The 25,418-nt window shown below is 52.8% G+C and carries 23 protein-coding genes and 1 pseudogene; 4 read left to right on the plus strand and 20 right to left on the minus strand.

All coding sequences use genetic code 11. The features are described 5' to 3' along the window. The 4 genes and pseudogenes from B3P58_RS10835 to B3P58_RS10850 all read right to left on the minus strand — a co-directional run. Nucleotides 1-527: pseudogene (locus tag B3P58_RS10835) on the minus strand (isocitrate lyase); the annotation flags it as partial. A 206-nt stretch (nucleotides 528-733) separates the two neighbouring features. Further along, nucleotides 734-1,681, minus strand: coding sequence for a sensor histidine kinase (locus B3P58_RS10840; RefSeq protein ID WP_145470001.1), 948 nt, complete (start codon nucleotides 1,679-1,681; stop codon nucleotides 734-736). Next, a complete protein-coding gene (locus B3P58_RS10845) occupies nucleotides 1,681-2,220 on the minus strand; it encodes a heme NO-binding domain-containing protein (protein ID WP_145470000.1) in 540 nt (179 codons plus the stop codon). The genes B3P58_RS10840 and B3P58_RS10845 overlap by 1 nt, the downstream gene beginning before the upstream one ends. A gap of 136 nt (nucleotides 2,221-2,356) precedes the next feature. Continuing rightward, nucleotides 2,357-3,559, minus strand: coding sequence for an NAD(P)/FAD-dependent oxidoreductase (locus tag B3P58_RS10850; RefSeq protein ID WP_328296346.1), 1,203 nt, complete (start codon nucleotides 3,557-3,559; stop codon nucleotides 2,357-2,359). 78 nt (nucleotides 3,560-3,637) lie between these two features. Here B3P58_RS10850 and B3P58_RS10855 point away from each other — a divergent pair, with 78 nt between their 5' ends. Further along, complete coding sequence (locus B3P58_RS10855; protein WP_186435986.1) at nucleotides 3,638-4,444, plus strand: lysophospholipid acyltransferase family protein; 807 nt, start codon at nucleotides 3,638-3,640, stop codon at nucleotides 4,442-4,444. A gap of 21 nt (nucleotides 4,445-4,465) precedes the next feature. Here the strand turns inward: B3P58_RS10855 and rnhB are convergent, their stop codons facing one another. The 15 genes from rnhB to rpsB form a co-directional block, all read right to left on the minus strand. Next, the gene (gene rnhB, locus B3P58_RS10860; RefSeq protein WP_286717494.1) at nucleotides 4,466-5,104 is read right to left on the minus strand and encodes a ribonuclease HII; all 639 of its coding nucleotides are present in this window, start codon (nucleotides 5,102-5,104) and stop codon (nucleotides 4,466-4,468) included. After that, nucleotides 5,104-6,237 carry a lipid-A-disaccharide synthase gene (gene lpxB / locus B3P58_RS10865; protein WP_286717495.1) on the minus strand — a complete coding sequence of 378 codons (1,134 nt, stop codon included), beginning with the start codon at nucleotides 6,235-6,237 and terminating at the stop codon, nucleotides 5,104-5,106. Before lpxB ends, rnhB begins: the two co-directional genes overlap by 1 nt. Nucleotides 6,238-6,239: 2 nt before the next feature. Next, nucleotides 6,240-7,010, minus strand: a complete 771-nt coding sequence (gene lpxA, locus B3P58_RS10870) for an acyl-ACP--UDP-N-acetylglucosamine O-acyltransferase (protein ID WP_286717497.1) — start codon at nucleotides 7,008-7,010, stop codon at nucleotides 6,240-6,242. Then, nucleotides 7,007-7,471, minus strand: coding sequence for a 3-hydroxyacyl-ACP dehydratase FabZ (gene fabZ / locus B3P58_RS10875; protein ID WP_260975266.1), 465 nt, complete (start codon nucleotides 7,469-7,471; stop codon nucleotides 7,007-7,009). Before fabZ ends, lpxA begins: the two co-directional genes overlap by 4 nt. Then, the gene (gene lpxD / locus B3P58_RS10880; RefSeq protein ID WP_286717499.1) at nucleotides 7,471-8,493 is read right to left on the minus strand and encodes a UDP-3-O-(3-hydroxymyristoyl)glucosamine N-acyltransferase; all 1,023 of its coding nucleotides are present in this window, start codon (nucleotides 8,491-8,493) and stop codon (nucleotides 7,471-7,473) included. Before lpxD ends, fabZ begins: the two co-directional genes overlap by 1 nt. Before the next feature lie 19 nt (nucleotides 8,494-8,512). Further along, the gene (locus tag B3P58_RS10885; RefSeq protein WP_270049523.1) at nucleotides 8,513-9,007 is read right to left on the minus strand and encodes an OmpH family outer membrane protein; all 495 of its coding nucleotides are present in this window, start codon (nucleotides 9,005-9,007) and stop codon (nucleotides 8,513-8,515) included. A 31-nt stretch (nucleotides 9,008-9,038) separates the two neighbouring features. Continuing rightward, entirely contained in the window at nucleotides 9,039-11,597 is a 2,559-nt protein-coding gene (gene bamA / locus B3P58_RS10890; RefSeq protein ID WP_286717503.1) for an outer membrane protein assembly factor BamA, read from the minus strand. 32 nt (nucleotides 11,598-11,629) lie between these two features. Beyond that, nucleotides 11,630-12,970, minus strand: a complete 1,341-nt coding sequence (gene rseP, locus B3P58_RS10895; RefSeq protein ID WP_286717505.1) for an RIP metalloprotease RseP — start codon at nucleotides 12,968-12,970, stop codon at nucleotides 11,630-11,632. Continuing rightward, nucleotides 12,967-14,160: a 1-deoxy-D-xylulose-5-phosphate reductoisomerase gene (ispC, locus tag B3P58_RS10900; RefSeq protein WP_286717507.1), complete on the minus strand. Its 1,194-nt coding sequence runs from the start codon at nucleotides 14,158-14,160 to the stop codon at nucleotides 12,967-12,969. The genes rseP and ispC overlap by 4 nt, the downstream gene beginning before the upstream one ends. Next, a complete protein-coding gene (locus tag B3P58_RS10905) occupies nucleotides 14,157-15,002 on the minus strand; it encodes a phosphatidate cytidylyltransferase (RefSeq protein ID WP_145469989.1) in 846 nt (281 codons plus the stop codon). The genes ispC and B3P58_RS10905 overlap by 4 nt, the downstream gene beginning before the upstream one ends. Further along, nucleotides 14,995-15,750 carry an isoprenyl transferase gene (locus B3P58_RS10910; RefSeq protein WP_371736699.1) on the minus strand — a complete coding sequence of 252 codons (756 nt, stop codon included), beginning with the start codon at nucleotides 15,748-15,750 and terminating at the stop codon, nucleotides 14,995-14,997. The genes B3P58_RS10905 and B3P58_RS10910 overlap by 8 nt, the downstream gene beginning before the upstream one ends. 25 nt (nucleotides 15,751-15,775) lie before the next feature. Further along, nucleotides 15,776-16,333 (minus strand): ribosome recycling factor, encoded by a 558-nt coding sequence (gene frr / locus B3P58_RS10915; protein ID WP_145469987.1) that lies wholly within the window; start codon nucleotides 16,331-16,333, stop codon nucleotides 15,776-15,778. Nucleotides 16,334-16,335: 2 nt separating this feature from the next. Continuing rightward, the gene (pyrH, locus tag B3P58_RS10920) at nucleotides 16,336-17,070 is read right to left on the minus strand and encodes a UMP kinase (protein ID WP_145469986.1); all 735 of its coding nucleotides are present in this window, start codon (nucleotides 17,068-17,070) and stop codon (nucleotides 16,336-16,338) included. Between the two features lie 225 nt (nucleotides 17,071-17,295). After that, on the minus strand, nucleotides 17,296-18,150 hold the full coding sequence (gene tsf, locus B3P58_RS10925) for a translation elongation factor Ts (protein ID WP_145469985.1): 855 nt from the start codon (nucleotides 18,148-18,150) through the stop codon (nucleotides 17,296-17,298). A gap of 84 nt (nucleotides 18,151-18,234) precedes the next feature. Beyond that, nucleotides 18,235-18,984, minus strand: a complete 750-nt coding sequence (rpsB, locus tag B3P58_RS10930; RefSeq protein WP_145469984.1) for a 30S ribosomal protein S2 — start codon at nucleotides 18,982-18,984, stop codon at nucleotides 18,235-18,237. Between the two features lie 370 nt (nucleotides 18,985-19,354). On the opposite strand from rpsB, the gene map reads away from it, so the two are divergent. The 3 genes from map to B3P58_RS10945 all read left to right on the plus strand — a co-directional run bounded on the left by map (nucleotide 19,355) and on the right by B3P58_RS10945 (nucleotide 23,774). Further along, a complete protein-coding gene (gene map / locus B3P58_RS10935) occupies nucleotides 19,355-20,134 on the plus strand; it encodes a type I methionyl aminopeptidase (protein ID WP_286717511.1) in 780 nt (259 codons plus the stop codon). Between the two features lie 3 nt (nucleotides 20,135-20,137). Beyond that, nucleotides 20,138-22,831, plus strand: coding sequence for a [protein-PII] uridylyltransferase (gene glnD, locus B3P58_RS10940; protein ID WP_286717513.1), 2,694 nt, complete (start codon nucleotides 20,138-20,140; stop codon nucleotides 22,829-22,831). Between the two features lie 100 nt (nucleotides 22,832-22,931). After that, entirely contained in the window at nucleotides 22,932-23,774 is an 843-nt protein-coding gene (locus B3P58_RS10945; RefSeq protein WP_230330394.1) for a pirin family protein, read from the plus strand. 56 nt (nucleotides 23,775-23,830) lie between these two features. Here the strand turns inward: B3P58_RS10945 and B3P58_RS10950 are convergent, their stop codons facing one another. Next, on the minus strand, nucleotides 23,831-25,216 hold the full coding sequence (locus B3P58_RS10950) for a DEAD/DEAH box helicase (protein WP_286717516.1): 1,386 nt from the start codon (nucleotides 25,214-25,216) through the stop codon (nucleotides 23,831-23,833). Nucleotides 25,217-25,418 lie beyond the last annotated feature (202 nt).

The raw sequence follows: 25,418 nt of genomic DNA on the forward strand, positions 1-25,418 counted from the left end.
TGAGTTTCGTAGTTATCGATCTTAGCTTCGACTTCTTTGGCTTTAGCTTCGTCGCCAGCAGCGCGTGCAGCGTCCAGTTCACGGAACAGGCCACCCAGTTCACGTGCATCAGCCTGACGCAGGAACTTGTACAGTTCTTCGATCAGGTCAGCAACAACAGTCTTCTCGTGCATAGACTGGTCAGGCAGTGGACCGAAGTCAGAACGCAGAGCAGCAACCATCCAGCCAGACAGGTACAGGTATTTACGTTCGGTAGTACCGAAGTGCTTCTTGATGGAGATCAGTTTCTGCTGACCTACGAAACCGTGCCAGCAACCCAGAGACTGAGTGTATTTGGTTTTGTCTGCATCGAATGCAGCCATGTCACGACGCATGATAGCGGCAGTGTACTTAGCGATATCCAGACCGGTTTTGAATTTGTTCTGCAGACGCATACGGGCTACAGATTCTGGCTTGATAGCAGACCACTGAGCACCGTTCTGTTCGATCAGCGCCTGAGCGGTTTTGGTTTCAGCTTGGTATGACATGAATCAGTCCTTCAAGTTGGTGGGTGACGTTCGTCCTGACAGTCACAATGACTGCGGGCAATACGTTAAATGCAGGCGAATAGTAGTGATTTCATCCCCATAATTGAAATCAATACCATGTATACCTGATATTTCTTATATGAATGAAGGAATCAAACAAGAGATGTCAGCCCGACAAGGCTGAGCAGATACGCGGGAAGCCCCGGCTAATCGGTCTTAACAGGCAGTCTGACGGTAAAGGTCGAGCCTTCGCCGGGTTTACTTTTTACCAGTATTTCGCCGCCGTGCTCCTGCACCATGCCATGGGAAATCGACAATCCCAGGCCCGTGCCCTCCCCAACCGGCTTGGTGGTAAAAAACGGGGTAAACAGGTAGCGCATGTTCTCTTCGCTGATGCCGTGGCCGTTATCGCTGACCGCAACCTCAATCCAGCCATCCACCAGCCGGCTGCTGATACGGATCAGACCATTTTCCGGTACGGCCTGATTGGCATTGGCGATCAGGTTGGTAAACACCTGATTGAGCTTGCCAAAATAGCCCTGAATAACCGGTAGTTCACCATAATCAACATCGACCTGCGCATGGTACTTGGTCTGATTATTAAGAATATTCAGCGCCCCACGCAGGCAGTCATTCACATCCACCGGCGCTTTTTCACCATCGTCCTGGCGGATAAAGGATTTCAGATCGGCCACAATCTGCTTTACCCGCTCCAGCCCTTCAATGGTTTCCAGTGCCAGACTCTGATAATCGCTGAGCAGGTAGGCAATATCATATTGTAATAAGGCATTACGCCAGCCATCACGCAGAGATTCGGCAGTGTCGCCTTTAGCGATGATACCGTCCATATGATGCAGAAAACGCTGTATATCCTGCAGACCTTCCACCAGACTGGAAAAATTGCTGTAGATATAGCCCAGTGGATTATTAATTTCATGGGCGACCCCGGCGGCCAGGACGCCAAGCGAAGCCATCTTTTCTGATTGCACAACAATCTGCTGCTGCTCCTGCAAATTGCGGTTTACTTCTTTCAGCTGTTCATTGGTCAGAAAGAGTTCACGCGAACGGTCTTCCAACAATTGCTCCGCTTGTTTACGCAGCTGTTTCTCCCGCAGGTAGGCTTTTTCGTAATCCATCTCAGACATCGCGACCATTACCTCTCCAGCTTAATGTGCAGACTGCAACAATCTGCGCCCCGGTGCATACAAGGATCATGCTGCAGCTGATATTTCTCGCCAAAATGCTCGGCACTGCCGGCGATCAGGCCTTCTGCCAGCCGGCAAAGCTTACGCGGAGAGCGATAATTCATCGTGACTTCGTCACTGCTGCCACCTTCATAGGTGAAACTGGGCAGGGCCGCATCCGGATAGAGTTTCCTCACCTCGACATGCACGATGCGGTCAACCGATATCAGGAAATCAATCAGGCCACTGGCGTTATCGAAAAATCCCGGAAAGCGCTTGTAGAACTCTTTCACCATAAACTCACCAAAGCTGAACACCAGCTCATCGGCAGGTTTCCCCGTTACCTCGCTGGCTGCAGCAACCAGTTTCAGTAACTCCTCGTCCGGATAGGTCTGGGTTGAGATATACAGCCCATCAGCACCGGCCTTATCGAGTAGCGCATTCCAGCCAGCAAGGCCGAACTGCTCCTCGACCATGTCACGCAGGATGTCAAAAACCACACCTTTCATCGGAAGTCTTCCCGTAACAGACCAGTTTGACTTCAGTTTAGCCAATCAATCTCCGGTCACTCAGATCTACCTTCCGGCTGTCAGAAGAAAAGTATCTTAATAATGTGGTTTTAAGACCGTCTTGTACGCGAATGCATCAGACAAACTCAGCGGCTGCCACTGCGCTTGACCAGGCCCACTGGAAGTTAAACCCGCCCAGATGACCGGTGACATCCACCACTTCGCCAATAAAGAACAAGCCCGGGAAGCGTTGCGCTTCCATGGTTTTGGATGACAACTCAGCGGTATCAACTCCGCCCAGTGCCACCTCGGCGGTGCGGTAACCTTCGGTTCCGGCCGGTTTAACCTGCCACTGATGCAGCCCCTGAGCAATGGCATCCATATCGGCACCGGACAGCTGAGCCAGCGTGCTTTGTTGCCAGACAGAGGATGCCAGCCAGTACTCGGCAAACTTCTGTGTGGTCAGCTCCGCCAGCCAGTTTTTCAGCGTCAGCTTTGGCCGCTCATGCTGCAACTGGCGCAGCAGCGCTGCCACATCCTGTTCAGGCAGCAGATTAATCATCAGGCTCTGTCCCGCCTGCCAATAAGACGAAATCTGCAGCATGGCCGGGCCGCTGAGACCCCGGTGGGTAAACAGCATATCGTCGCGGAAAACCTGGCCCGCGCACTCCACCTCTATATTAAGTGCCGTGCCGGACAATGCCTCACTCAGCTGCTTGTTATGATCGGTCAGGGTAAAAGGCACCAGACCCGCCCGCGGCGGATATACCTTAAGACCAAACTGCTGCGCCAGTTCATAGCCAAAGCCTGTCGCTCCCAACGTTGGAATTGACGGCCCGCCGGTGGCAACCACCAGCGACTCACAGCCAAGTAAGCGACTGCCCGCCTTCATCTGATAACGACAGCCTGACTGATCGCTCTGAGCAATATCACTGGCTGCGGTGTCCAGCCAGATCTGTACGCCCTGCTGCTCACACTCGCTGAGCAGCATATTGAGGATGTCCGATGCTTTGTTATCGCAGAACAGCTGGCCGTCTTTCTTTTCGTGATAGGCAATACCATGGGATTCCACCAACGCAATAAAATCCCATTGGGTATAACGTTTCAGCGCCGACTTACAGAAATGCGGGTTATGGCTTAGGTATTTATCCGGGGCGACAAAGTAGTTGGTAAAATTACAACGCCCACCACCCGACATCAGAATTTTCTTACCCGCTTTATTGGCATGATCAACAATCAGTACCGAACGGCCACGGGCAGCCGCTTGTGCAGCGCACATTAATCCGGCGGCACCGGCGCCAATGACGATAACATCAAATTTCTGTAGCATTTCGGTCATAAAATTATTCAACGCGCCGCGGTCTGTGGACAGGGCGCTATTATGCCACCGAATCCAATAATAAAGAGTAGTTGCGCTATGGAGTTGTTTGATCGTCAGGGCTTACTGCAGGCCACCGGCCTGACACCGCGTAAACTGGAATTTCTGCTGCGCCTGCTGAAAGGTCCGACACTGAACCGTATCTACAATCAGCTGGACGAAAAACAGGGCATCGATATGATTGAAAATGCCCTGCACCATCTGAAAATCCATCTGGATTACGACCCTGCAGCCCTTGATGCGGCCATTCCTGCAGAAGGGCCTTTTGTTACCGTGTCCAACCACCCTTTTGGCTTTCTTGATGGCGTTATTCTGCTGTTGGTGATTGGCCGGAAGCGCCCCGAATTCCGTGCGGTTGCTAATTTTTTGCTGAGCTATTTTGCACCGATTTCCGACCTGTTTATCACCGTGAACCCGTTTGAAAATTCAGGCCCGAAAGGCATGGGCGGTATGCGTAAATCTCTGGCTCAGCTGGAACGTGGTGAAGGGCTGGGGCTGTTCCCCGCCGGAGAAGTGTCTACCTGGTATAAAGGCCAATCCGGTGTTTATGACCGCCCCTGGTCAATTTCCAGCATGCGTCTGATCCGCAAAGCCGAAGTGCCGGTCATCCCGATTTACTTTCATGGTCATAACAGCCGCAGTTTTCATATGCTGGGAAAAGTGCACCCTGCGCTGCGCACGCTGCGGATTCCGGCAGAATTCCTGAAGAAACAGAACTCAACGATTCAGATGGGAATTGGTGAACGGATAGAATGGCAGGAGCTGGCACAGCTGGAAAGCAATGAGGCCATGCGCGATCTTCTGCGTCGCCGCACCTACGAGCAGGCGATTAAGTTCCGCCGTTAAGCGCGCATTAAATCCGTTTGTTCAGTCCTGCAGCAGGGCTTTTACCGGTGCATAACTGCGCCGGTGAATTTCGCAGGGACCAAGCGCCTGTAAGGCTTCCATATGCGCGGCGGTGCCATAACCTTTGTGTTTGGCAAAACCGTACCCCGGATACTGTTTATCCAGTTCCAGCATTTCCCGGTCGCGCTGAACTTTAGCCAATACCGAGGCCGCGGAAATCGCCGTTACCAGACTGTCACCTTTAATAATGGTGGTGACTTCGAGTGGTGTTTGCGGTGCTTTATTGCCATCCACCAACGCATGCTGACAAGGCAGTTTAAGACCATCAATGGCACGGCTCATCGCCAGCATACGGGCATTGAGAATATTAAGCCGGTCGATTTCTTCAACCGTGGCACGGGCAATACAGTAATCCAGCGCCTTTTCGCGAATTTCATCGAATAATTTTTCACGCTTTTTTTCCGTGAGTTTTTTCGAGTCATTCAGCCCTTCAACCGGATTGGCCGGATCGAGAATCACCGCTGCGGCAACTACGTCACCGCACAGCGGCCCGGCACCGGCTTCGTCAACGCCACAATAAGGAATGCCCTGCTCTGACAGGGAGGTTTCGATTTCGGTCTGAAAAACGGCGGCTGTTTCCGCCGTGAAAGCGTCAGTCATTATCGCTGCAGCAAAGCGCTGATGGCATCCGCCGCTTCTTCATCGGCATTACGCTTCAGCTGACGGTGGATAAACAGGAAGGTTTCATGCAGCTGACTCATGGCATCGGAATCTTCCAGACGCACCAGCATAGCTTCAGACAGATTTTCAGGCGTTGCCTCGTGCTGAATAAACTCGGGTACCAGTTCGCGTCCGGCCAGTAAATTAGGCAGCGAAATATAAGGCTGAGTGACAAGCTTTTTCAGAATTTTATACGTCAGTGGCGCCACGATATAACTCACCACCATTGGCTTTTTCAGCAGCATGGCTTCGAGAGTCGCTGTACCGGACGCCAGCAAAATAGTATCGGCTGCGGCCATACAGGTATGCGACTGCCCCAGCACCACTTTAACCGGCAGGCTGGCCGGATAGGCGGCGAGCATAGCTTCAATCTGATTGCGGCGCTCGACCGAGGCGGCCGGAATAATAAATTGCAGGTCGTTGCGCTTCAGCAACATGCGTTCAGCAGTCTGCAGAAACAAAGCTCCCAGACGTTCGACCTCACCACTGCGACTGCCGGGCATCAGACAAACCACCGGACGTTTGCTATCCAGTCCAAGCGTTTCCCGGGCCGGAGCGACCGGTGTTTCAAACGGGATTTTATCCGCCAGATGATGGCCGACAAATTTCACCGGCACCTGATGTTCTTCATAGAACCGGGCTTCAAACGGAAACAGCGTCAGCATCAGGTCGACGGCTTTGGCGATTTTAAACACACGCTTTTCCCGCCAGGCCCAGACCGAAGGACTGACGTAATGCGCGGTTTTAATACCCGCTGCACGTAATTTCTGTTCCAGAGTGAGATTAAAATCCGGGGCATCGATGCCGATAAAGACATCCGGCGGATTTTTCTTCCAGTGTTTAATCAGGTCACGGCGGACTTTCAGCAACTCGAACAGGCGCCCCAGCACTTCCACCAATCCCATCACCGACAGGCGTTCCATCGGCACAAAACTGTGGAAACCATGGGCCTGCATTAAAGGACCACCAATACCTTCAAACCGGGCATCGGGGTAACGGTCTTTGAGAGATTTAATCAGGCCTGCGCCGAGCATATCGCCCGACGTCTCACCGGCAACAATCGCAATACGCATGATTATCGGATAATGCCCCGTGAAGCGGCCTGCAGGCTTTCGACCAACTGCCGCACGCCATCGTCCTGTTCAGCCTGCGGCACCAGTACTTCCAGTGCTTCGGCCAGTGTCAGGCCCTGACGGTACAGGGTTTTATACGCACTGCGTATCAGCATAATACTTTCTTTGCTGAAACCACGGCGTTTCAGACCTTCGCTGTTAATGCCGTGTGGCGTCGCCGGATAACCCAGCGCCATCACATAGGCAGGAATATCTTTTAAAACAACGGTGCCGGCACCACACATAGAGTGCGCGCCAATCAGGCAGAACTGGTGCACCTGTGTGGCACCGCCCAGAATGGCCCAATCACCGATTTTTACATGGCCGGCAACGTTGGTGTCGTTCGCCAGAATACAATTATCACCAATCACGGCATCGTGAGCGACATGCACATTCACCATAAACAGGTTATTGCTGCCGACGATGGTGGTGCCGTTATCCTGCACCGTTCCACGGTGAAAGGTACAGGCTTCACGGATCACGTTGTTATCGCCAATCACCAGCGTGGTTGGCTCACCGGCGTATTTTTTGTCCTGGCATTCTTCGCCAATACTGGAAAACTGAAAAATACGATTGTTTTTACCAATCGTTGTTGGCCCGCGCACAATAACGTGCGGGCCAATTACCGTGCCTTCGCCGATTTCTACGTCCGGGCCGATAATGGAAAAAGGACCAATTTCCACGTTTGCCGCAATGCGGGCACCGGGATCAACGATGGCTCTCGGGTCTATCATGCTTGCTCCAGATCTCTCTCAGCACAGGTGATTTCTGCCGCACAGACCACTTTATTATCAACAAGAGCACGGCAATCGAATTTCCAGATGCCACGGCGTCCGCTCATAAAACGGGCTTCAAGACAAACCTGGTCACCCGGCACAATCGGGCGCTTAAAACGCACATGATCGGCACCGGCAAAATAATACAGTGTTGTTGGCTTACGATTTTCGCCCAGCATGGTCAGCCCCAGCAATCCTGCTGCCTGGGCCATAGCTTCCAGCGTTAATACGCCGGGCATGATTGGGTGTCCGGGGAAATGGCCATTAAAGAACTCTTCATTAATGGTGACATTTTTAAGCACCCGGATATTGGCGCCGTCCTCGGCGTCAAGATTAACTTCCTGAATTCGGTCAACCAACAGGAACGGATAACGATGTGGCAAAAATTCCTGTATCTGTTGAATAGTGTGCGCTGGCATCAAGCTTTACCTTCGTGACTTTTTTCTAACTGTTGTAGCCGTTTGGCCATAGAATCAAGTTGTCGGAAGCGAGTTGCACTGCGACGCCATTCCTGCATCGGCATCTGAGCGGTACCTGTAGCGTATGCCCCTGATTCGCTGATCGATTTACTGATCAGGGTCATCGCCGCCACATGCACGCCATCGGCCAGGGTCAGATGTCCGGCGATACCGGCACCACCAGCGATCGTACAGTGCTTGCCAATGGTCGTACTGCCGGCAACACCTGAATTTCCTGCCATCGCCGTTCCCTCTCCCAGGCGCACGTTATGTGCAACCTGAACCAGGTTATCGACAATGACATGATCTTCGATGGTGGTGTTACCCAGCGCACCGCGGTCGATACAGGTATTGGCGCCGATGTCGACGTCATTACCGATACGAACCCCGCCGAGCTGTGCAATTTTATGCCAGCGGCCTTTATCCGGCGCAAAGCCGAAACCGTCAGCACCGATCACGGTACCCGAATGCACCTGCACACGCTCTCCCAATACCACATCATGGTACAGAGTGACGTTAGCGCGCAGGCAGCAATCACGGCCCAGCACACAGTGATCACTGATCACGGTATTGGCGCCGATTTCACAACCGTTACCAATCACACAATGCTCACCAATCACCACGTTAGCGGCGATGCAGACATCGTCCCCCAGCGTTGCGCTGGCAGCCACCACCGCAGAGGGGTGGATGCCGCGCACCGGTTGTGGGCGGTTATCAAACATCTGAGTCACGAGTGCAAAGCTCAGATAAGGATTGGCAACAACCAATGCAGCACCGCGCACGTCTGCCGCTTCTTTGGCACTGACAATCACCGCGCCCGCATTGCTGTCTGGCAGCTGACTGCGGTAGCTGGCGTTCGCCAGAAAGCTGACATCCGTTGCCGTTGCATCCTTGAGAGTGTTCACTCCGCGGATAACGGTATCGGCATCACCAATCAATTCGGCTCCCAATCGCTGAGCCAGTTCACCTAAGCTTAATTGCATCATCATGTCCCGAAATCGCTTATTTGGCGTTCAAGCGTTCCAACAACAACTTGGTCAGATCCGTTTTTGGTGAAGAGTAAATCACCGCACCGGACTGAAGCACCACATCATAACCGCCCTCATCGATGATTGCTTTAAGCAACTTTTCAAGTTGAGGCAACTGTGTTTGGAAAAATTCGCGCTTCCATTTTTGCTCAAGTTGCTGCAGCTTACGCCCGTAAAATTTGTACTCAGTCGATTTCTGTTCGTAATCGTTTGCCAGCTTGCGACGCTCGTCATCGCTCATCACATCGCCGTCTTTTTCAGTCTTTTCTTTCAGGGCCAGCAGGTCTTTTTCCAGACCTTTCAGCTTTTCGATATCGGCTTTATTGTCCACTTCAAACTGCTTAACCGATACTTTTGCCGCATCGGACAGGAACAATGCACGCTCCATATCAACAACGCCGACATTAGTTGTTTCTGCTGCTGCAACCTGAACACACAGTGCCGCTAATACCCCAATAAACCAACGCATCCCAGACTCCTTATTTATTTTGTCGTTACAATCAGAAAACCTGTCCCAGGGAGAACTCGAATCCTTCAGTACGGTCACCACGTTTTTCGTTCAATGGCACCGAGTAAGTAAAGGTCAGAGGTCCGATCGCTGTGATCCAGGTCAGCCCTACCCCGGTGCTCAGACGCATCTCAGCCAGATCAATACCCTCATTACAGTAAGGGTGCTTGGTGAGTGTCGGAACATCGGCATCATAAGGCACATAGCATTCACTGGTGAATGCATTCCCCGCATCAAAGAATAAAACGCTGCGTACTGAGCGGCGGTCTTCAATGAAAGGCAGCGGGAAAATCAGCTCGAAACTGGCTTCGGCCAGGACGTTACCGCCCAGAGCACGTTCACTTTCGAGGTAGTAAGGCGCGGTGACAACGGAGCCATCGCTGTTGGTTTCGTATTTCGGTTTGTATTGATTGCTGTTGCTGACCAGAACCGCCGCACCGTCTTCATCGGTTTTATACACCACGGTTGGCGCGGAGGTATCCACCACAGGACGACCCAGCTCATCGGTTTCATACACGACATTACCATCAGCATCGGTCTGTACCACGCTGACTGGCGCGTATTCCGGCAGGCCTTTTGGTCCAAGGCTGTTGGAACGGTAGCCCCGCACCGAACCGATACCACCGGAGCGGAAGTTCTTGAAGAACGGCAGACGTTCCAGGTCGCCAAAACCATCGCCATAGCCCAGATCGGTACGCAAACGCAGTGCCCACTCTTCAGCAATCGGGAAGTAGTAGTTGGCGGTGTAGCCCAGTTTAAAATACGTCAGATCACTGCCCGGTACAGACACATCCGCAGACAGCTTGTGTTCAGTACCTGCCGTTGGAAACAAACCCCGGTTCAGGTTGTTATAACGCCAGTTCAGGCCCAGCGTGTATTCATCGAAGTTATCGCCTTCCGTATCGAGGAAGTCGACAATCTCCGCCGGTACGGTGGTGCCTTCAAATATTTCGGTGTTGGCAAAACCGACCGAGAAGGACAAACGCTGACGGCTGGAAATCGGATAGCCAAAGGTCACATTACCGCCTTTGGTATTGGTCTGGTAATCGCTGACGGTATTCAGGCTGGCGTAATCCGTTTTACGGTAAAACAGATTAAAACCACGGCTTACACCGTCGATGGTGTAATACGGATTCAGGTAGGAGAAGTTATACGACTGCACGGTGTTGTTTTTCTGCACACCAAGCGACATACGGTTACCGGTGCCGAAGAAGTTATTCTGACTGACACTGGCCCCCAGAATCATACCGCTGCCGCCGGCGTAACCGATGTTAAAATTCAGGCTGCCGCTGAGCTGTTCTTCAACGTTGTAATTCACATCGATCAGATCGTCGGAACCCGGAACCGCAGGAGTCTCGACGTTGACGGTTTTGAAGAAGCCGAGTTGATTCAGACGGTTTTTACCGGCATCAATTTTATCGGTCGAGGCCCAGCCACCTTCCATCTGCAGCATTTCACGACGCAGCACTTCGTCTTTAGTGCCTTCGTTACCGGTAAAGTTAATGCGACGCACGTAAGTACGCTTGCCCGGCTCAACAAAGAAGGTCAGATCGACGGTTTTCTCGTCATCGTGAATTTTCGGAATGCCATCAACCTTGGCAAAGGTGTAACCATCGTTGCCCAGACGCTTGGACATCAGATCGCTGGAATAAGTGACCAGCTGACGGGAGAAGGTATCGCCCGTTTTAATCAGTTGCAGGCGGGTAAACTCGGCTTCATCCAGTACCAGGTTACCGGCCATTCTGATGTCTTTCACCGAATATACATCGCCTTCGGTGAGGTTAACGGTGATATATACCCCTTCTTTATCCGGCGATACGGATACCTGGGTAGATTCGATGTTAAAACGGATATAACCACGGTCCAGATAGAAGGAGCGCAGCTTTTCCAGATCGCCGGATAATTTTTCACGGCTGTATTTGTTGTCGCTGGAATACCAGGACCAGAAATTACTGGTCTGCAGCTGGAACTGCTTCAGCAGTTCGTCATCAGAGAACGCTTCGTTACCGACGATATTGATATGTTCGATGGTGGCGACACTGCCTTCTTCGACATGAATCTTAAGCGATACGCGGTTACGCGGCAGACGCACCACTTCGGTTTCAATACCGGCATCATAACGGCCCTGCGCCACATACTGACGTTCCAGCTCCAGCGAGATGCGTTCCAGCGTAGAACGTTTGAATACCAGGCCTTCCGCCAGCCCCGACTGCTTCAGACCATCCAGCAGCATTTCTGTCTGAATCGCCTTATTACCGTCAATTTCAATACCGGTAATGGTCGGCAATTCGACCACCTGCACAATAAGCACATTGCCATCACGCAGCAGCTGCACATCATTGAACAGGGCGGATTTAAATAAACGTTTGGAAGCCGTGACCAGACGGGCAGAATCCACCCGATCGCCGACATTCACCGGAAAGGCTTCGAATACCGTACCGGCAGACACCCGCTGCAGACCTTCAAGGCGGATATCTTCAACGACAAAGGATTCGGCACGGACGATGGACGACAGAAACCCCAGAAAAAGCGTAAACAGCAAAGAACGCATGTAAATAGTTATCCAAGCAACTCGGCAATCAACTACAGCCGACTTATATCGTTGTAAAAAGCAACCAGCATCAGGCTTAACAGCAGGAATAAACCGAACTGCACGGCAATGATCTGAACACGTTCTGGCAGAGGTCTGCCGCGTACTACCTCAGCGAGGTAAAACAGGATATGCCCGCCGTCCAGCATGGGCACCGGCAATAAATTCAGTACTCCGAGAGAAATACTCAACAATGCCAAAAATCCGATAAAGGCTTCCAGCCCCCCGGAAGCCGAATCGCCGGCTACTTTAGCAATGGTGATAGGCCCACTCAAGTTCTTTACCGACACATCACCCAGCAGCATTTTCCACAGCGAATCAAGGGTAAAGACAACCAGGTCTATGGTTTTGTTCACGCTCAGCAACAAACCCTGCACAACACCCGCATGGCTGGTACGTACCCAGTCTGACGGAATTTCCGGTGCCACCACTCCGGCGCCGACAAAACCGATAACCGAGCCATCATCCAGTGTTTTACTGCCGGGCGTCAGAGTCATATCAAGCAGAGCGTCGTTTCGCTTCAGTGTCAGCTGTAAAGCCTTACCCGGCGCGGCGCGAACATGTTCAACCCAGTCGTACCAGTCGGCAACAGCGCTGCCATTGATTGCCGCGACGTGGTCACCGGGCTGAATACCCGCCGCCGCTGCCGCACCACCCGGCTGAACTTCACCGACCACGGCCGGAATATCCAGCCGTCGAGGTTCAATGCCCAGTCCGGCCAGCGGGTCCGGAACTTCCTGATCGGTCAGCCAGTTATTCAGCTGTAACCGGGTTGAACGCTGAGTGCCATCGGCGCTTTTCAGCGTCATGCGGATATCGGCATCTTCCCCAAGAAAACCGACCAGCTGCCAGCTGACTTCCTGCCAGGTCGTGGTTTCGTGATCATTAACAGCAACAATCTCATCACCGCTGCGCACACCGGCAACCGCCGCAACCGAGTCATCAGCAACAGTACCGACCACAGGTACAAAGCCGCTGGTGCCGGACACAAACAGCAACCAGTAAGCCAGCAAGGCAAAAATAAAGTTGGCAACCGGACCTGCCGAAGCAATGGCAATGCGTGCCCAGGGCGACTTGCGGTTAAAAGCCTGATCAAGCAGATGCTCCGGTACCGGCGCCTCGCGCTCATCCAGCATTTTTACGTAGCCGCCCAGTGGAATCGGGGCAACCGCAAACTCAGTGCCGTGCTTATCGGTAAACGACCAGAAAGGCTTACCGAAACCGACCGAAAAGCGCAGCACCTGCACACCACAACGGCGTGCTACCCAAAAATGACCAAACTCATGGATCACCACCAGCAGGCTGATGGCAATAATAAAATACAGTAACGTCACGCGTTCACTCTCCCGTTAGCGACATCCAGCTGTGCGACTGCACAGTCACGCGCCCACTGATCCGCCGCCATCACATCCGCCAGATGCTGAATTGGCTGCACATCATGCCGGGCCATAACCCGGGCAATCAGGGTTGGAATAAAACTGAACGCTATTTGTTCCCGCAGGAAAGCCTCGACGGCGATTTCGTTGGCGGCATTCAGTACTGCAGGCATAGTGCCACCGGCGCTGAACGCTTCTTTTGCCAGTCGCAGACAGGGAAAGGTTTCTTCGTCCGGCGGGGTAAAATCAAGGCGGGCGATACTGAACAGGTCCAGCGACTGAACGCCCGCATCAATACGTTCAGGCCAGGCCAGGCCATAAGCGATCGGCGTACGCATATCCGGCTGCCCCAGCTGGGCAATGACCGAACCGTCACAGTACTGAACCATAGAATGGATAACACTCTGCGGATGCACCACCACCTGCACATCATCGGGCACACAGTTAAATAAGAAACAGGCTTCGATCAGCTCCAGCCCTTTATTCATCAGGGTGGCGGAATCGACGGAGATCTTCTGCCCCATCGACCAGTTAGGATGAGCCACCGCCTGCGCCGGTGTAACGTTCTCCAGTTCTGCGGCCGTGCAGCCGCGGAAAGGTCCACCGGAGGCCGTCAGCAGAATTTTCCGGATGCCGTGAGCGCTGAAGTCACCGCCATAGTTATGCGGCAGAGCCTGAAAGATCGCGTTGTGTTCACTGTCGATCGGCAACAGCGTGGCACCACCGGCACGCACCGCCTGCATAAACAGCGGACCGGCCATAACCAGACTTTCTTTGTTGGCCAGCAGCACCCGCTTACCGGCTTCGGCCGCGGCCAGTGTTGGCAGCAACCCGGCTGCACCAACGATGGCGGCCATGACCTGATCAACTTCTTCGGCTTCAGCAACCTCTACCAGCGCACGGGTTCCGCTCAGAATCGTGGTCTCGCAGCCACAGTTCAGCTGCGCCTGAAGACGCCGGGCAGCTTCACTGTCTGCCATCACGGCATAGCGGGGAGAGAATTCGCGTACCAGTGCCGCCATTTCATCGGCACGGGTAGCGGCGGTAAGCGCAAAAACCTGATAGCGCTCAGGGTGGCGCCGAATGACGTCCAGGGTGCTCTGACCAATCGAGCCAGTGGCACCCAGCACGGTAATCTGGCTTGTCATCCAGCCAGACCCCAGTCAAGAATCAGCATAAAGAAGGCGAATACAGGGACGGCCGCTGCCATGCTGTCAATGCGGTCCAGTACGCCGCCGTGACCCGGCAACAGGGAGGAACTGTCTTTGATACCACGGTGGCGTTTCATCATACTTTCCACCAGATCCCCCAGCACAGAAATCACCATGGTGATAACGGTGATGGCCAGCAGACGCCAGGCATCGTGCAAATCCATCGGCTGCACCCAGGTATGGACGCAGGCACCGAATATCAGCGCGACCAGCAGAGTGGTTACCAGACCACCCCAGAAACCGGCCCAGGACTTACCCGGACTGACATGCGGCGCCAGCTTGGTATTGCCCCACTTTTTACCGGCAAAGTAAGCACCGGTATCAGCACCCCAGACAATCAGCATCACGTAGACAATCAGCAACGAGCTGTGCGGCTGGGTTTTCAGGTGCATAAACCCCACCCACATAGGAACCAGAACACAGAGGCCCAGCAGTGCCCGGACAGGACGCGCCGCCCACAGATCGGTACCTCCCGGATAGCGCTTCACCAGCGCAAAGGCAACCACCCACCAGGCAGTACCAACCGCCAGATAACCAATCAGGTATTGCGGGTGCATTTTCAGAACCCGGGCACTGATATAGAGGCACACAAACACTACCAGCGCATAGGCAACACGGCTCCAGTTACGCTGGTAACCGGCAATATTTGCCCATTCCCAGGCGCCAATGGTGGCGATAGCTGCGATGAAAATAGCGAATTCTTTCAGCGGCAGAAAAAAAATGCCGATGATCATCAGGGGGGCCAGCACCAGCGCTGTCAGTACGCGTTCCTTAAACACCTTGTTTCACTTCCTCTAACTGGTCGTCCGTGCGGCCAAACCGTCTTGTCCGGTCTGCAAACGCAGCCAACGCTTTTTGATATTCTTCTTCTTTGAAGTCGGGCCAGAAGGCATCGGAAAAGTAATATTCCGAATAAGCAGTCTGCCACAGCATAAAGTTGCTGATGCGCTGCTCACCTCCGGTACGGATCAACAAATCCGGTGCCGGTAAGTCACTCAGCCAGGTATAACGATGAAAGAGTTGTTCGTCGATATCCTGTGGCTGTAATTTTCCATCCTGCACATCCTGTGCAATACGCTGTGCGGCCTGGGCAATATCCCACTGCCCACCATAATTGGCCGCAATCACCAGAGTCATTGCGTCGTTATTGGCGGTCAGCTTTTCCGCATCGGCAATCAGCTGCTGAATTTTGCTGGAAAATCCCTGCAGATCACCCATTACCCGCAAGCGGATATTGTTGCGATGCAGTTTTCTGACTTCCCGCTCCAGTGCCACCACAAACAGCTGCATCAGCGCGCTGACTTCATTCGCCGGTCGCCGCCAGTTTTCACTGCTGAAGGCAAACAGCGTCAGCACTTCAACACCAGCACGTGCCGAGGTTTCCACCACGGCACGTACGGCATCAACGCCAGCTTTGTGGCCAGCCACTCCGGGCATAAAACGGCGCTTAGCCCAGCGGTTGTTGCCATCCATAATAATGGCAACATGGCGCGGCACCTGGCCCTGAACGGCCTGCGTATCATCAATACTGGTTGACATAAAATTTGCCGGTTTATACCTGCATCAGGTCTTTTTCTTTGGTTGCCAGTGCGGCATCCACGTCGGCAATAAACTTGTCGGTCAGTTTCTGAATCTGATCGTCGCTGCCACGCAGTTCGTCTTCAGAAATCAGTTTTTCTTTCAGCAGATCTTTTGCTTTGCCGTTGGCATCGCGACGGATATTACGGATCGCAACACGGCCTTTTTCGGCTTCAGCGCGGGCCTGCTTGATATAGGTTTTACGGGTTTCTTCGGTCAGGGCAGGCATTGGCAGACGGATGGTGTCACCGTTGGTCGCCGGATTCAGACCCAGGTCAGATTTCAGAATGGCGCGCTCAATCTGTGGCACCAGGTTCTTTTCCCATGGGTTGATCGCCAGGCTGCGGCCATCTTCAACAATGATGTTAGCAACCTGAGAAATAGCAGTCGGCGTACCGTAGTAGTCGACCATTACACCGTCCAGAATGGCCGGGTTAGCACGGCCGGTACGGATCTTTTTAAAAGACTCCAGCATCGCCTGCAGACTTTTATCCATGCGCTCTTCGGCGTCTTTTTTAATATCGTTAACCATCGTTATTTTTCCTCACTCACGATCAGGGTGCCGTCATCGCCACCTGTCATCAGGCGGGCCAGCACTCCGGGCTCATTCATATCATAAACACGCAGTGGCATGTTATGGTCACGGGCAAGACAGATCGCGGTTAAATCCATAACACCCAGCTGTTTTTCCAACACTTCCTGATAGGTCAGGCAGTCGTATTTTTCGGCATTCGGGTCTTTCTTCGGGTCGGCAGTATACACACCATCGACGTTGGTTGCCTTCAGAACAACATCGGCATTAATTTCGATACCACGCAGACAGGCTGCGGAGTCGGTGGTGAAGAACGGGTTACCGGTACCGGCAGAGAAAATCACCACATCACCACCTTCCAGCGCGCGGATGGCACTGCGGCGATCGTAGTGGTCAACCACGCCACTCATCGGGATGGCCGACATAACGCGGGTCGGCATATTGGCACGCTCCAGAGCATCGCGCATGGCCAGCGCGTTCATAACCGTTGCCAGCATGCCCATATGATCTCCGGCAACACGGTCGAGTCCGGCTTCGCTCAGCGCTTTACCGCGGAACAGGTTGCCGCCGCCAATCACCAGACCGATCTGTACACCAATACCACGCAGCTGGCCGATCTCAAGTGCCATGCGGTCGAGTACTTTGGGATCGATACCAAAATCCAGCTCGCCCATCAGGGCCTCACCACTGAGTTTCAGCAGAATGCGTTTGTACTTGGGACTTTTTTGCTCGGCCATGGAGATCTCCAGATAGATAATAAACTCGGCAACAGGCAGACCCGCCTGACTGTTGCGTTACGGGATGGGCACCCCGCCCTGCGGCACAAACCGCCGCTGATACTTGGCGTATCAACAGACACCAGACAACCGCGTTAGTTGCCTGACGTCAAATACAAATATGCCGGGCGAGCCCGGCATATCATAGGGTATTCAACCGCTGGTTATCCTACCCCGTGCTTACAATCAGCCTTTCAGCTGTGCAGCAACTTCAGCAGCGAAGTCTACTTTCTCAACTTCGATACCTTCACCTACTTCCAGACGCAGGAAGGAAACAACGTCAGCACCGGCTGCTTTAGCCAGCTGAGCGATAGTCTGTTCCGGGTTCTTAACGAACGGCTGATCCAGCAGGCTGTTTTCTTTCAGGAACTTGTTGATACGGCCAACCATCATTTTTTCGACGATTTCGTCTGGCTTACCAGCCATATCTGGCTGAGCCTTGATGATTTCTTTTTCTTTCTCAACAACTTCAGCAGGCATATCTTCTGCGCGCACAACACGTGGGTTAGCAGCAGTTACATGCATTGCGATGTCTTTAGCCAGTTCTTCATCACCGGCGGTCAGGGCAACGATACAGCCCACTTTACCGTTAGAGTGCAGGTAAGCACCCAGAACCGGAGCTTCCAGAACAGACGGACGACGTACAGTGATGTTTTCACCGATTTTCTGAACCAGAGCCATACGGGCTTCTTCCAGTTCACCTTCCATCAGTTTGGCAACGTCAGTTTCTTTGGTAGCAACCAGTTTGGCCAGAACAGTGTCAGCAAAAGCAGAGAAGTTTGCATCGCCGGCAGCGAAGTCAGTTTCAGAGTTAACTTCAACAACGAAAGCAACGCCATCTTTAACTTCGATACGCAGTTTACCTTCAGCAGCAGCACGGTCTGCTTTTTTAGCTGCTTTCAGACCAGAGTTTTTACGCAGGTTTTCAATCGCCAGATCGATATCACCGTCGGTTTCAGTCAGTGCTTTTTTGCACTCCATCATGCCCAGACCGGTACGTTCGCGCAGTTCTTTAACCTGAGCAGCAGAAATATTTGCCATGTGTGTAATCCTCTATCAGTTAACTTGTCAGTAAATTGCACCTAAAAAAAAGGGGGCAAGCCCCCTTTTTCCGAGCGTCTGAGATTACTCAGCTGCTTCCTGTGCCGGCGCTTCTTCTGCTACTTCGACGAATTCGTCTGCAGCCACACCATTTTGCTGCTTGCCTTCCAGTACGGCGTCTGCGATTGCAGAGGCGTAGATCTGGATAGCACGGATAGCATCGTCGTTACCTGGGATAACGTAATCGATACCGTCAGGGTTAGAGTTGGTATCAACCACACCAATAACCGGGATACCCAGTTTGTTGGCTTCCTGAACAGCGATACGCTCATGGTCAACGTCGATCACGAACAGTACGTCCGGCAGACCGCCCATTTCCTTGATACCACCGATAGAACGCTCCAGCTTCTCCATTTCACGGGTACGCATCAGAGCTTCTTTTTTGGTCAGCTGTTCGAAAGTACCATCGTTTTGTTGCGCTTCGAGGTCACGCAGACGCTTGATAGACTGACGGATGGTTTTGTAGTTGGTCAGCATACCGCCTAACCAGCGGTGTGCGACGAAAGGCATGCTGGAACGCTCAGCCTGCTCTTTCATGATCTTACCTGCAGCGCGCTTGGTACCAACAAACAGAACTTTGTTGTTACGGGCAGCCATAGACTCAACCAGTTTCAGCGCGTCGTTCAGCGCAGGAACGGTGTGCTCCAGGTTGATGATATGAATTTTGTTGCGGGCGCCGAAAATGTACTTGCCCATTTTCGGGTTCCAGTAACGGGTCTGGTGACCGAAGTGTACGCCTGCTTTCAGCAGGTCACGCATGCTTACTTGTGCCATGATAACTACCTTAATAAGTTGGGTTAGGCCTCCACGTACCCATCTCTCCGACCCTTGCCATCTCTGGCCGGGCACCCCGGATCAACGTTGTGATACGTGTGTGTCATTTACATGGAACGGATCAGTCCGTTTCACGGCGATTTTTTCGCGGGCGCTTTATACCACTTTTACCCAGCCAACGCCAGCACAAAACAGCCTGACGACGGCCTCCGCCACGTAATCCGGAACGCCCCGGCCGCCGCTGAGCATCACAAACGACAGGCGCAATTTCTGATTAAAGCTAACTATGAAGACCATTGGTTCAATACCGCGGCCACAACCAGTACAATGGCGTCCTAAACAAGTCTGATGAACAGGTAAACAACTCCCCATGAGTGTCATCATCAAGTCCGCCGAGGACATCGAGAAAATGCGCGTTGCCGGACGCCTGGCTGCCGAAGTTCTGGAAATGATCGGTCCTTACGTTAAGCCCGGCGTATCGACCGGAGAGCTGGATCGCATCTGCCATGACTACATTGTGAATGTTCAGCAGGCCATTCCCGCACCGCTGAATTACCGCGGCTTTCCGAAGTCTATCTGCACCTCAATCAATCAGGTGATCTGCCACGGTATTCCGAGTGATGACAAGATCCTGAAGAAAGGCGACATCATCAACATCGATATCACCGTCATCAAAGATGGTTACCACGGCGACACCAGCAAGATGTTCTTTGTCGGCGAAGCCAGTCCGGCCAACCAGCGCCTGGTGGAAATTACTCAGGAGTGTCTGTACCTGGGTATCGATCTGGTCAAACCCGGCGCCCGCCTGGGGGATATTGGCCATGTGATTCAGCAGCACGCCGAAAGCAACCACTATTCCGTCGTGCGCGAATACTGCGGTCACGGCATTGGTACTGTCTTCCACGAAGATCCTCAGGTACTGCATTACGGCCGTCCGGGCACAGGCCTGGAGCTGAAAGCCGGTATGATTTTCACCATCGAGCCAATGATCAATCAGGGCACCCGTTTTAATAAGCTTATGAAAGATGGCTGGACCGTGGTCACCAAAGACCGCAAGCCGTCTGCTCAGTGGGAGCACACCATTCTGGTAACGGAAACCGGCGCAGAAGTGCTGACCCGTCGTCAGGAAGAAACCCGGTTCGGACAATAATCCATGGATGCTGTGGCGCCTGCGTTACCGTCGATCGACTCGCAGCAGTTACTGGCTGATCTGCAGGCTGCGGTTTCTCCGCTGCCGGTGGTCAAGCCAGTCCTGAAGCGTATTCAGGAAGAAGCCCACGCTTATTTCCGCGCCACGCTGGATGCCAGCACACTGGTACCGCTGCGGGCCCGGCTGATTGATCAGATACTGCAGTGTCTGTGGCAGAACAGCCGCTTACCCGCCACCGATCTCGCTCTCGTCGCGGTAGGTGGTTACGGCCGTGGTGAACTTCATCCGCATTCCGATATTGATGTGCTGCTCCTCGCGCGCAATGAAGCAGCCATCAATGCCAACAGCGAGGCCCTGCAGGGCTTTATCACCCTGCTGTGGGATCTGAAGCTGGATGTTGGCCACAGCGTGCGCACGCTGGATGAATGCGTCAGCGAAGCCGAGAAAGATCTCACCATCATCACCAATATGATGGAAAGCCGCTCACTGGCTGGCGATACAGAGCTGCACCAGCTGCTGAAACAGGCGACCGCCGCCGATAAAATCTGGCCCGCTCAGGCGTTCTTTAATGCCAAGTGGCAGGAAGTGCAGGCACGTCACCGCAAGCACAATGATTCGGAATACAACCTCGAACCCAATGTTAAAAACTCTCCCGGCGCATTGCGCGATATCCAGACCATTACCTGGGTAACCATGCGCCACTTTGGTCAGGGCAGCCTGCTCGCTCTGCAGGATAAAGGCTTTCTGACACCTTTTGAGTTTGAGCGCCTGGAACGCAGCCGCCATTTTTTATGGCAGGTACGCTACGCCCTGCATATGCTCGCCGGGCGTGAAGAAGACCGCCTGCTGTTTGACCTGCAGCGCGAAATCGCCGAGCTTCTCGGCTTTGCTGACGATAAAAAGTTACTGGGCGTAGAGCGCTTTATGTCGCGCTTCTACCGCAACCAACTGGCAACGACCGAACTGTCCGACCTGTTACTGCTGCACTTCAACGAAGACTTTATGAAATGCGACAAGGTCAATGAGATAGAAACCCTGAATGAATATTTCGTTCTCTGTAATGGCTATCTGCAGTTAATCGACAAAGATCTGTTTAAGCGCGAGCCGGGCTGGCTGCTGCAGGTATTCCTGCTGATGGCCAAAACGCCGCAAGCCAAAGGTATTCACTCCGATACCATCCGCGCCCTGCGTGATCACCGCAACCTGATCAATGACGAATACCGCGCCAACGCCGGACACAATCAGATTTTTATGCAACTTATGCGCAACCGCTCACGGGTAGTCCGTGAGCTGTCACGTATGATGCGCTACGGCATTCTGGGCCGTTATATTCCGGAGTTCGGCCATATTATCGGCATGATGGAACACGACCTGTTTCATATTTATACCGTCGATGAACACAGCTTCCGCATGATGCGTTTTCTGCGTCACCTGCGCTTTGGCGATGTGCGCGAGCGCTTCCCGATCGCCTCGCGCCTGATTCATAAAGTGCAGAAAAAAGAAATTCTGTATCTGGCTGCCCTGCTGCACGATACAGGTAAAAGTATTGAAGGTGATCACACCGCCAATGGCGGCGATATTGCTGCCGCTTTCTGCCGCCAACATAATTTACGCCCGACCGACAGCCATATGGTGGCCTGGCTGTGTGCATCGCATCTGACGATGTCACAGGCGTCACAGCGTCTGGATCTGAATAATCCGGATGATATTCACCAGTTCGCGCTAGAAATGGGCGACCAGAACCACCTCGATCTGCTGTATCTGATTTCCGTTGCCGACATTGTCAGCACCAATCCGAAATTGTGGACCAGCTGGCGCGCAGAACAAATGCGCGACCTGTACCGCAACACTCAGGCTGCGCTGCGTCGCGGACTTGGCAACCCAATCAATAAAGAAGACTGGATCGAAGAAATTCAGCAGGAAGCCATCAGTAAACTCACCGCCAAAGGTCTGAGCGAAGAACGTATTCTGCAGATCTGGGGCGAGCCCGGTGATGATTATTTCCTGCGCGAAGGAATCGACAACATTGTCTGGCAGACACTGGAAATTCACGCCCACGGCAGCAGTAATAAACCGCTGGTTTCCATTCGTCCGACATCAGACCGTCAGTTTGAAGGCGCGACGCAGATCTTTATTTTTATGAAGGATCAGCTGAATTTATTCGCAGCCACAACCGCGACACTGGATCAGCTGAATCTGAATATTCAGGATGCCCGCATTATGACCTCCGAGCAGGAACATAATGCCGTCGACACCTACATCGTACTGGATGAAAACAACGAACCGATTGAGGACCCGCAGCGCATAGAAAAAATCCGCGCCACCCTGATCGAAGCCCTGTCACATCCGGAAGACTACTCCACCATTATTCAGCGCCGTACACCGCGTGCGCTGAAACAGTTTCAGGTTGAAACCCAGGTTTCCATGAGTAATGACCCGGTAATGCAACGTACGGTACTGGAAGTGATTGCCGCCGACCGACCGGGCTTACTGGCGCGCATGGGCGCTATTTTTGCCGAATTTGGCGCGCAGATGCAGGGCGCAAAAATTCTGACGGAAGGTGAGCGGGTATCAGATATTTTCTTTATTCTCGATGCTAATGGTCAGCCATTCTCCGATGCTGAACAATGCCACAAACTGAAAGATGCCATCATCCACGGCCTGGAAGAGCAGGTAGAGGCACAATCTGCCGTATAACTCGAAAGGTTCGGTCGAAAAATAGCGCTCTTTTTTCGACCGGACTCAGGCTAGAGTATCTCTGATAAATACATCTGAAAAAGGTGCAAGGAGATATCCGATGAACGAACGCCAACTGCAACACATTATTCCCAGTCACCCGACCTCCGATGGCGACGGTGTAAAAATCCGCCGCGTCGCCCTGTTCGATCAGCCGGTAGCCGACCCTTTTCTGATGCTCGACGAACTCTCTTCCGATAACCCGGATGATTTTATCGGTGGCTTTCCGCCGCACCCGCACCGTGGTATGGAAACCCTGACCTACCTGCGTCATGGCAGCCTGGAACACCGCGATCATATGGGCAACCGTGGCATGATCAACAGCGGCGGCGCCCAATGGATGTCCGCCGGTCGCGGAGTGATTCACAGCGAAATGCCTGCCCGTGAAATGCAACAGCTGCATGGCTTCCAGCTGTGGATCAACATTCCTGCCAAAGACAAAATGCAGGCACCGAAATACCGTGATGTCAGCGTTGCAGAAATTCCGCTGATCACTCAAAGCAATGGTATGCAGGTTCGGGTGATTGCCGGTCAATGGCAGATTGAAGGCAACAACATTCAGGGGCCACTGACGGATCTCGCCGCTCATGCCGGTTATCTGGATATTGAATTACCCGCCGGCAGCTCACTCAGCTTGCCGACACCGGCAGAGCAGAATGTCGTCGCTTTTGTGTATCAGGGGCAATTACAGACACAGCCGCTGGCACCAGAAAAGTCATTACTGGTATTTGGCAAAGGTGAGCAGCTCATCCTGAATGCACAGAGTGACACAAAACTTCTGCTGTTGAGTGGCAACACGATCGGAGAAAAAATCGTTCACTACGGACCTTTCGTCATGAACAGCATCGAAGAAATTGAACAGGCTATTCAGGACTACAATGCCGGGCGCTTTGGCCGCGACTGAACGCCATCTCTCAGAAAACAGACAATAAAAAAGGGCCCCAGGGGCCCTTTTACATTCTATGCATCCGGAGATGGTTTTTTACGCTTAATAGGAGCAAAACCTTCAGAATCCATCAGTGTTCCTGTTGCTTTCGGACGACTCGGACGCGGGCCCAGTTTCTTTTTCTCCGACACATTTTTCTTACTGCCTTTAGCTCCGGCACCTTTAGCCCCGGAACCTTTAGCCGCCGCTGTTTTTTTACCGGCTTTTGGCTTTTTCTTGGCTCCGGCCGCCTTGCCTGACGACTTCAGTTTTTTCGGGCCGCGATAGCTGCCTTTTAATTCAGGAATTTCACGGGATTCCATCAACTGCTGTAAATACCGCTCGATAGAAGCTTTCAGATTCCACTCATGGGCAGCAATCAGACTGATGGCCAAACCGGTTTTTCCGGCACGACCTGTACGGCCGATACGATGAACATATTCATCACCTTTACGCGCCAGATCGTAGTTAATCACCAGATCCATCCCTTCAACATCCAGACCACGTGCTGCAACATCAGTGGCGATCAGAATGTTGCGCTTACCTTCACGCAGAGACTGCATCACATAGTTACGCTCGTCCTGGGTCATATCGCCATGCAACATAGCAATACCGTTACGGTGACGACGCAGAAATTCGTTCAGACGCTGCACCTCAATGCGCTTATTCACAAAGATAATGGCTTTATCGTAAGTTTCATTGGCCAGCAACCACACCAGTAAGCGGTCTTTGTGGGCATTGTCATCCGCCAGAATGCGTTGCTGGCGAATATACTCATGCTGATCCTGCACCGTATGGGTGGTGATTACTTCCGGCTCACGCAGCATGGCACGGGCAATACGGCCAATACCTTCATGACGCAGCGTCGCAGACAGCATAAAGGTCTGCCGGTCTTTATTGGCATGCGAAACCACCAGATTCATGTCTTCGGCAAAGCCCATGTCCAACATGCGGTCTGCTTCATCCAGAACCAGAAACTCCAGATCCTTAAGTTCCGCTGTACCACGTTTGATATGGTCAACCAGACGACCCGGTGTAGAAATAATAATTTCCGGGTTCTTACGCAACACAGCAGCCTGATATTTGAATTCATCACCGCCAGTCAGTAAACCGACATTCAGATGAGTCAGATCAGCGAATTGCTGAGCCGTTTTAAAGACCTGACGGGCCAGTTCCCGTGTCGGCACCATGACCAGTGCACGGGTCGCCGCATTCGGTGGCGCTGCTTTATTCAGCAAAAGCTCCATGATCGGCAACAGATAAGCCAGTGTTTTACCACTACCGGTTTCCGCACAAACCTGAACATCCTTTCCTGCCAGTGCTAAAGGAAGCATCAGCTCCTGAACTTCAGTCGGGGTAGAAATATTAAGTTGTTCCAGGCCGGTCAGCAGACGGGCATTAAATTCGATATTGGCAAACAAGGGATTACTCTCACGTGTAAACGAAGCTGCAGTATAACAAAAGCCAGGCATCACCACCGTTTAAGTTATTGCAGGTATTTTCTTCAGGCAAAGAAAAACCCCCGCCAGCTCAGCCGACGGGGGTTTAGAATAAGAGCTTGACGATAACCTACTCTCACATGGGGAAGCCCCACACTACCATCGGCGATGCTGCGTTTCACTT

It is taken from the genome of Thalassolituus sp. UBA2009 (assembly GCF_002335285.1).
Lineage (GTDB): Bacteria > Pseudomonadota > Gammaproteobacteria > Pseudomonadales > Oceanobacteraceae > Venatoribacter > Venatoribacter alkanivorans.

Excerpts from the sequence above, each read along its gene's own strand:
- B3P58_RS10840 (WP_145470001.1), bottom strand. The coding sequence starts at position 1,681 with ATGGTCGCGATGTCTGAGATGGATTACGAAAAAGCCTACCTGCGGGAG.
- B3P58_RS10845 (WP_145470000.1), bottom strand. The coding sequence starts at position 2,220 with ATGAAAGGTGTGGTTTTTGACATCCTGCGTGACATGGTCGAGGAGCAG.
- B3P58_RS10850 (WP_328296346.1), bottom strand. The coding sequence starts at position 3,559 with ATGACCGAAATGCTACAGAAATTTGATGTTATCGTCATTGGCGCCGGT.
- B3P58_RS10855 (WP_186435986.1), top strand. The coding sequence starts at position 3,638 with ATGGAGTTGTTTGATCGTCAGGGCTTACTGCAGGCCACCGGCCTGACA.
- rnhB (WP_286717494.1), bottom strand. The coding sequence starts at position 5,104 with ATGACTGACGCTTTCACGGCGGAAACAGCCGCCGTTTTTCAGACCGAA.
- lpxB (WP_286717495.1), bottom strand. The coding sequence starts at position 6,237 with ATGCGTATTGCGATTGTTGCCGGTGAGACGTCGGGCGATATGCTCGGC.
- lpxA (WP_286717497.1), bottom strand. The coding sequence starts at position 7,010 with ATGATAGACCCGAGAGCCATCGTTGATCCCGGTGCCCGCATTGCGGCA.
- fabZ (WP_260975266.1), bottom strand. The coding sequence starts at position 7,471 with ATGCCAGCGCACACTATTCAACAGATACAGGAATTTTTGCCACATCGT.
- lpxD (WP_286717499.1), bottom strand. The coding sequence starts at position 8,493 with ATGCAATTAAGCTTAGGTGAACTGGCTCAGCGATTGGGAGCCGAATTG.
- B3P58_RS10885 (WP_270049523.1), bottom strand. The coding sequence starts at position 9,007 with ATGCGTTGGTTTATTGGGGTATTAGCGGCACTGTGTGTTCAGGTTGCA.
- bamA (WP_286717503.1), bottom strand. The coding sequence starts at position 11,597 with ATGCGTTCTTTGCTGTTTACGCTTTTTCTGGGGTTTCTGTCGTCCATC.
- ispC (WP_286717507.1), bottom strand. The coding sequence starts at position 14,160 with ATGACAAGCCAGATTACCGTGCTGGGTGCCACTGGCTCGATTGGTCAG.
- frr (WP_145469987.1), bottom strand. The coding sequence starts at position 16,333 with ATGGTTAACGATATTAAAAAAGACGCCGAAGAGCGCATGGATAAAAGT.
- pyrH (WP_145469986.1), bottom strand. The coding sequence starts at position 17,070 with ATGGCCGAGCAAAAAAGTCCCAAGTACAAACGCATTCTGCTGAAACTC.
- tsf (WP_145469985.1), bottom strand. The coding sequence starts at position 18,150 with ATGGCAAATATTTCTGCTGCTCAGGTTAAAGAACTGCGCGAACGTACC.
- rpsB (WP_145469984.1), bottom strand. The coding sequence starts at position 18,984 with ATGGCACAAGTAAGCATGCGTGACCTGCTGAAAGCAGGCGTACACTTC.
- map (WP_286717511.1), top strand. The coding sequence starts at position 19,355 with ATGAGTGTCATCATCAAGTCCGCCGAGGACATCGAGAAAATGCGCGTT.
- glnD (WP_286717513.1), top strand. The coding sequence starts at position 20,138 with ATGGATGCTGTGGCGCCTGCGTTACCGTCGATCGACTCGCAGCAGTTA.
- B3P58_RS10945 (WP_230330394.1), top strand. The coding sequence starts at position 22,932 with ATGAACGAACGCCAACTGCAACACATTATTCCCAGTCACCCGACCTCC.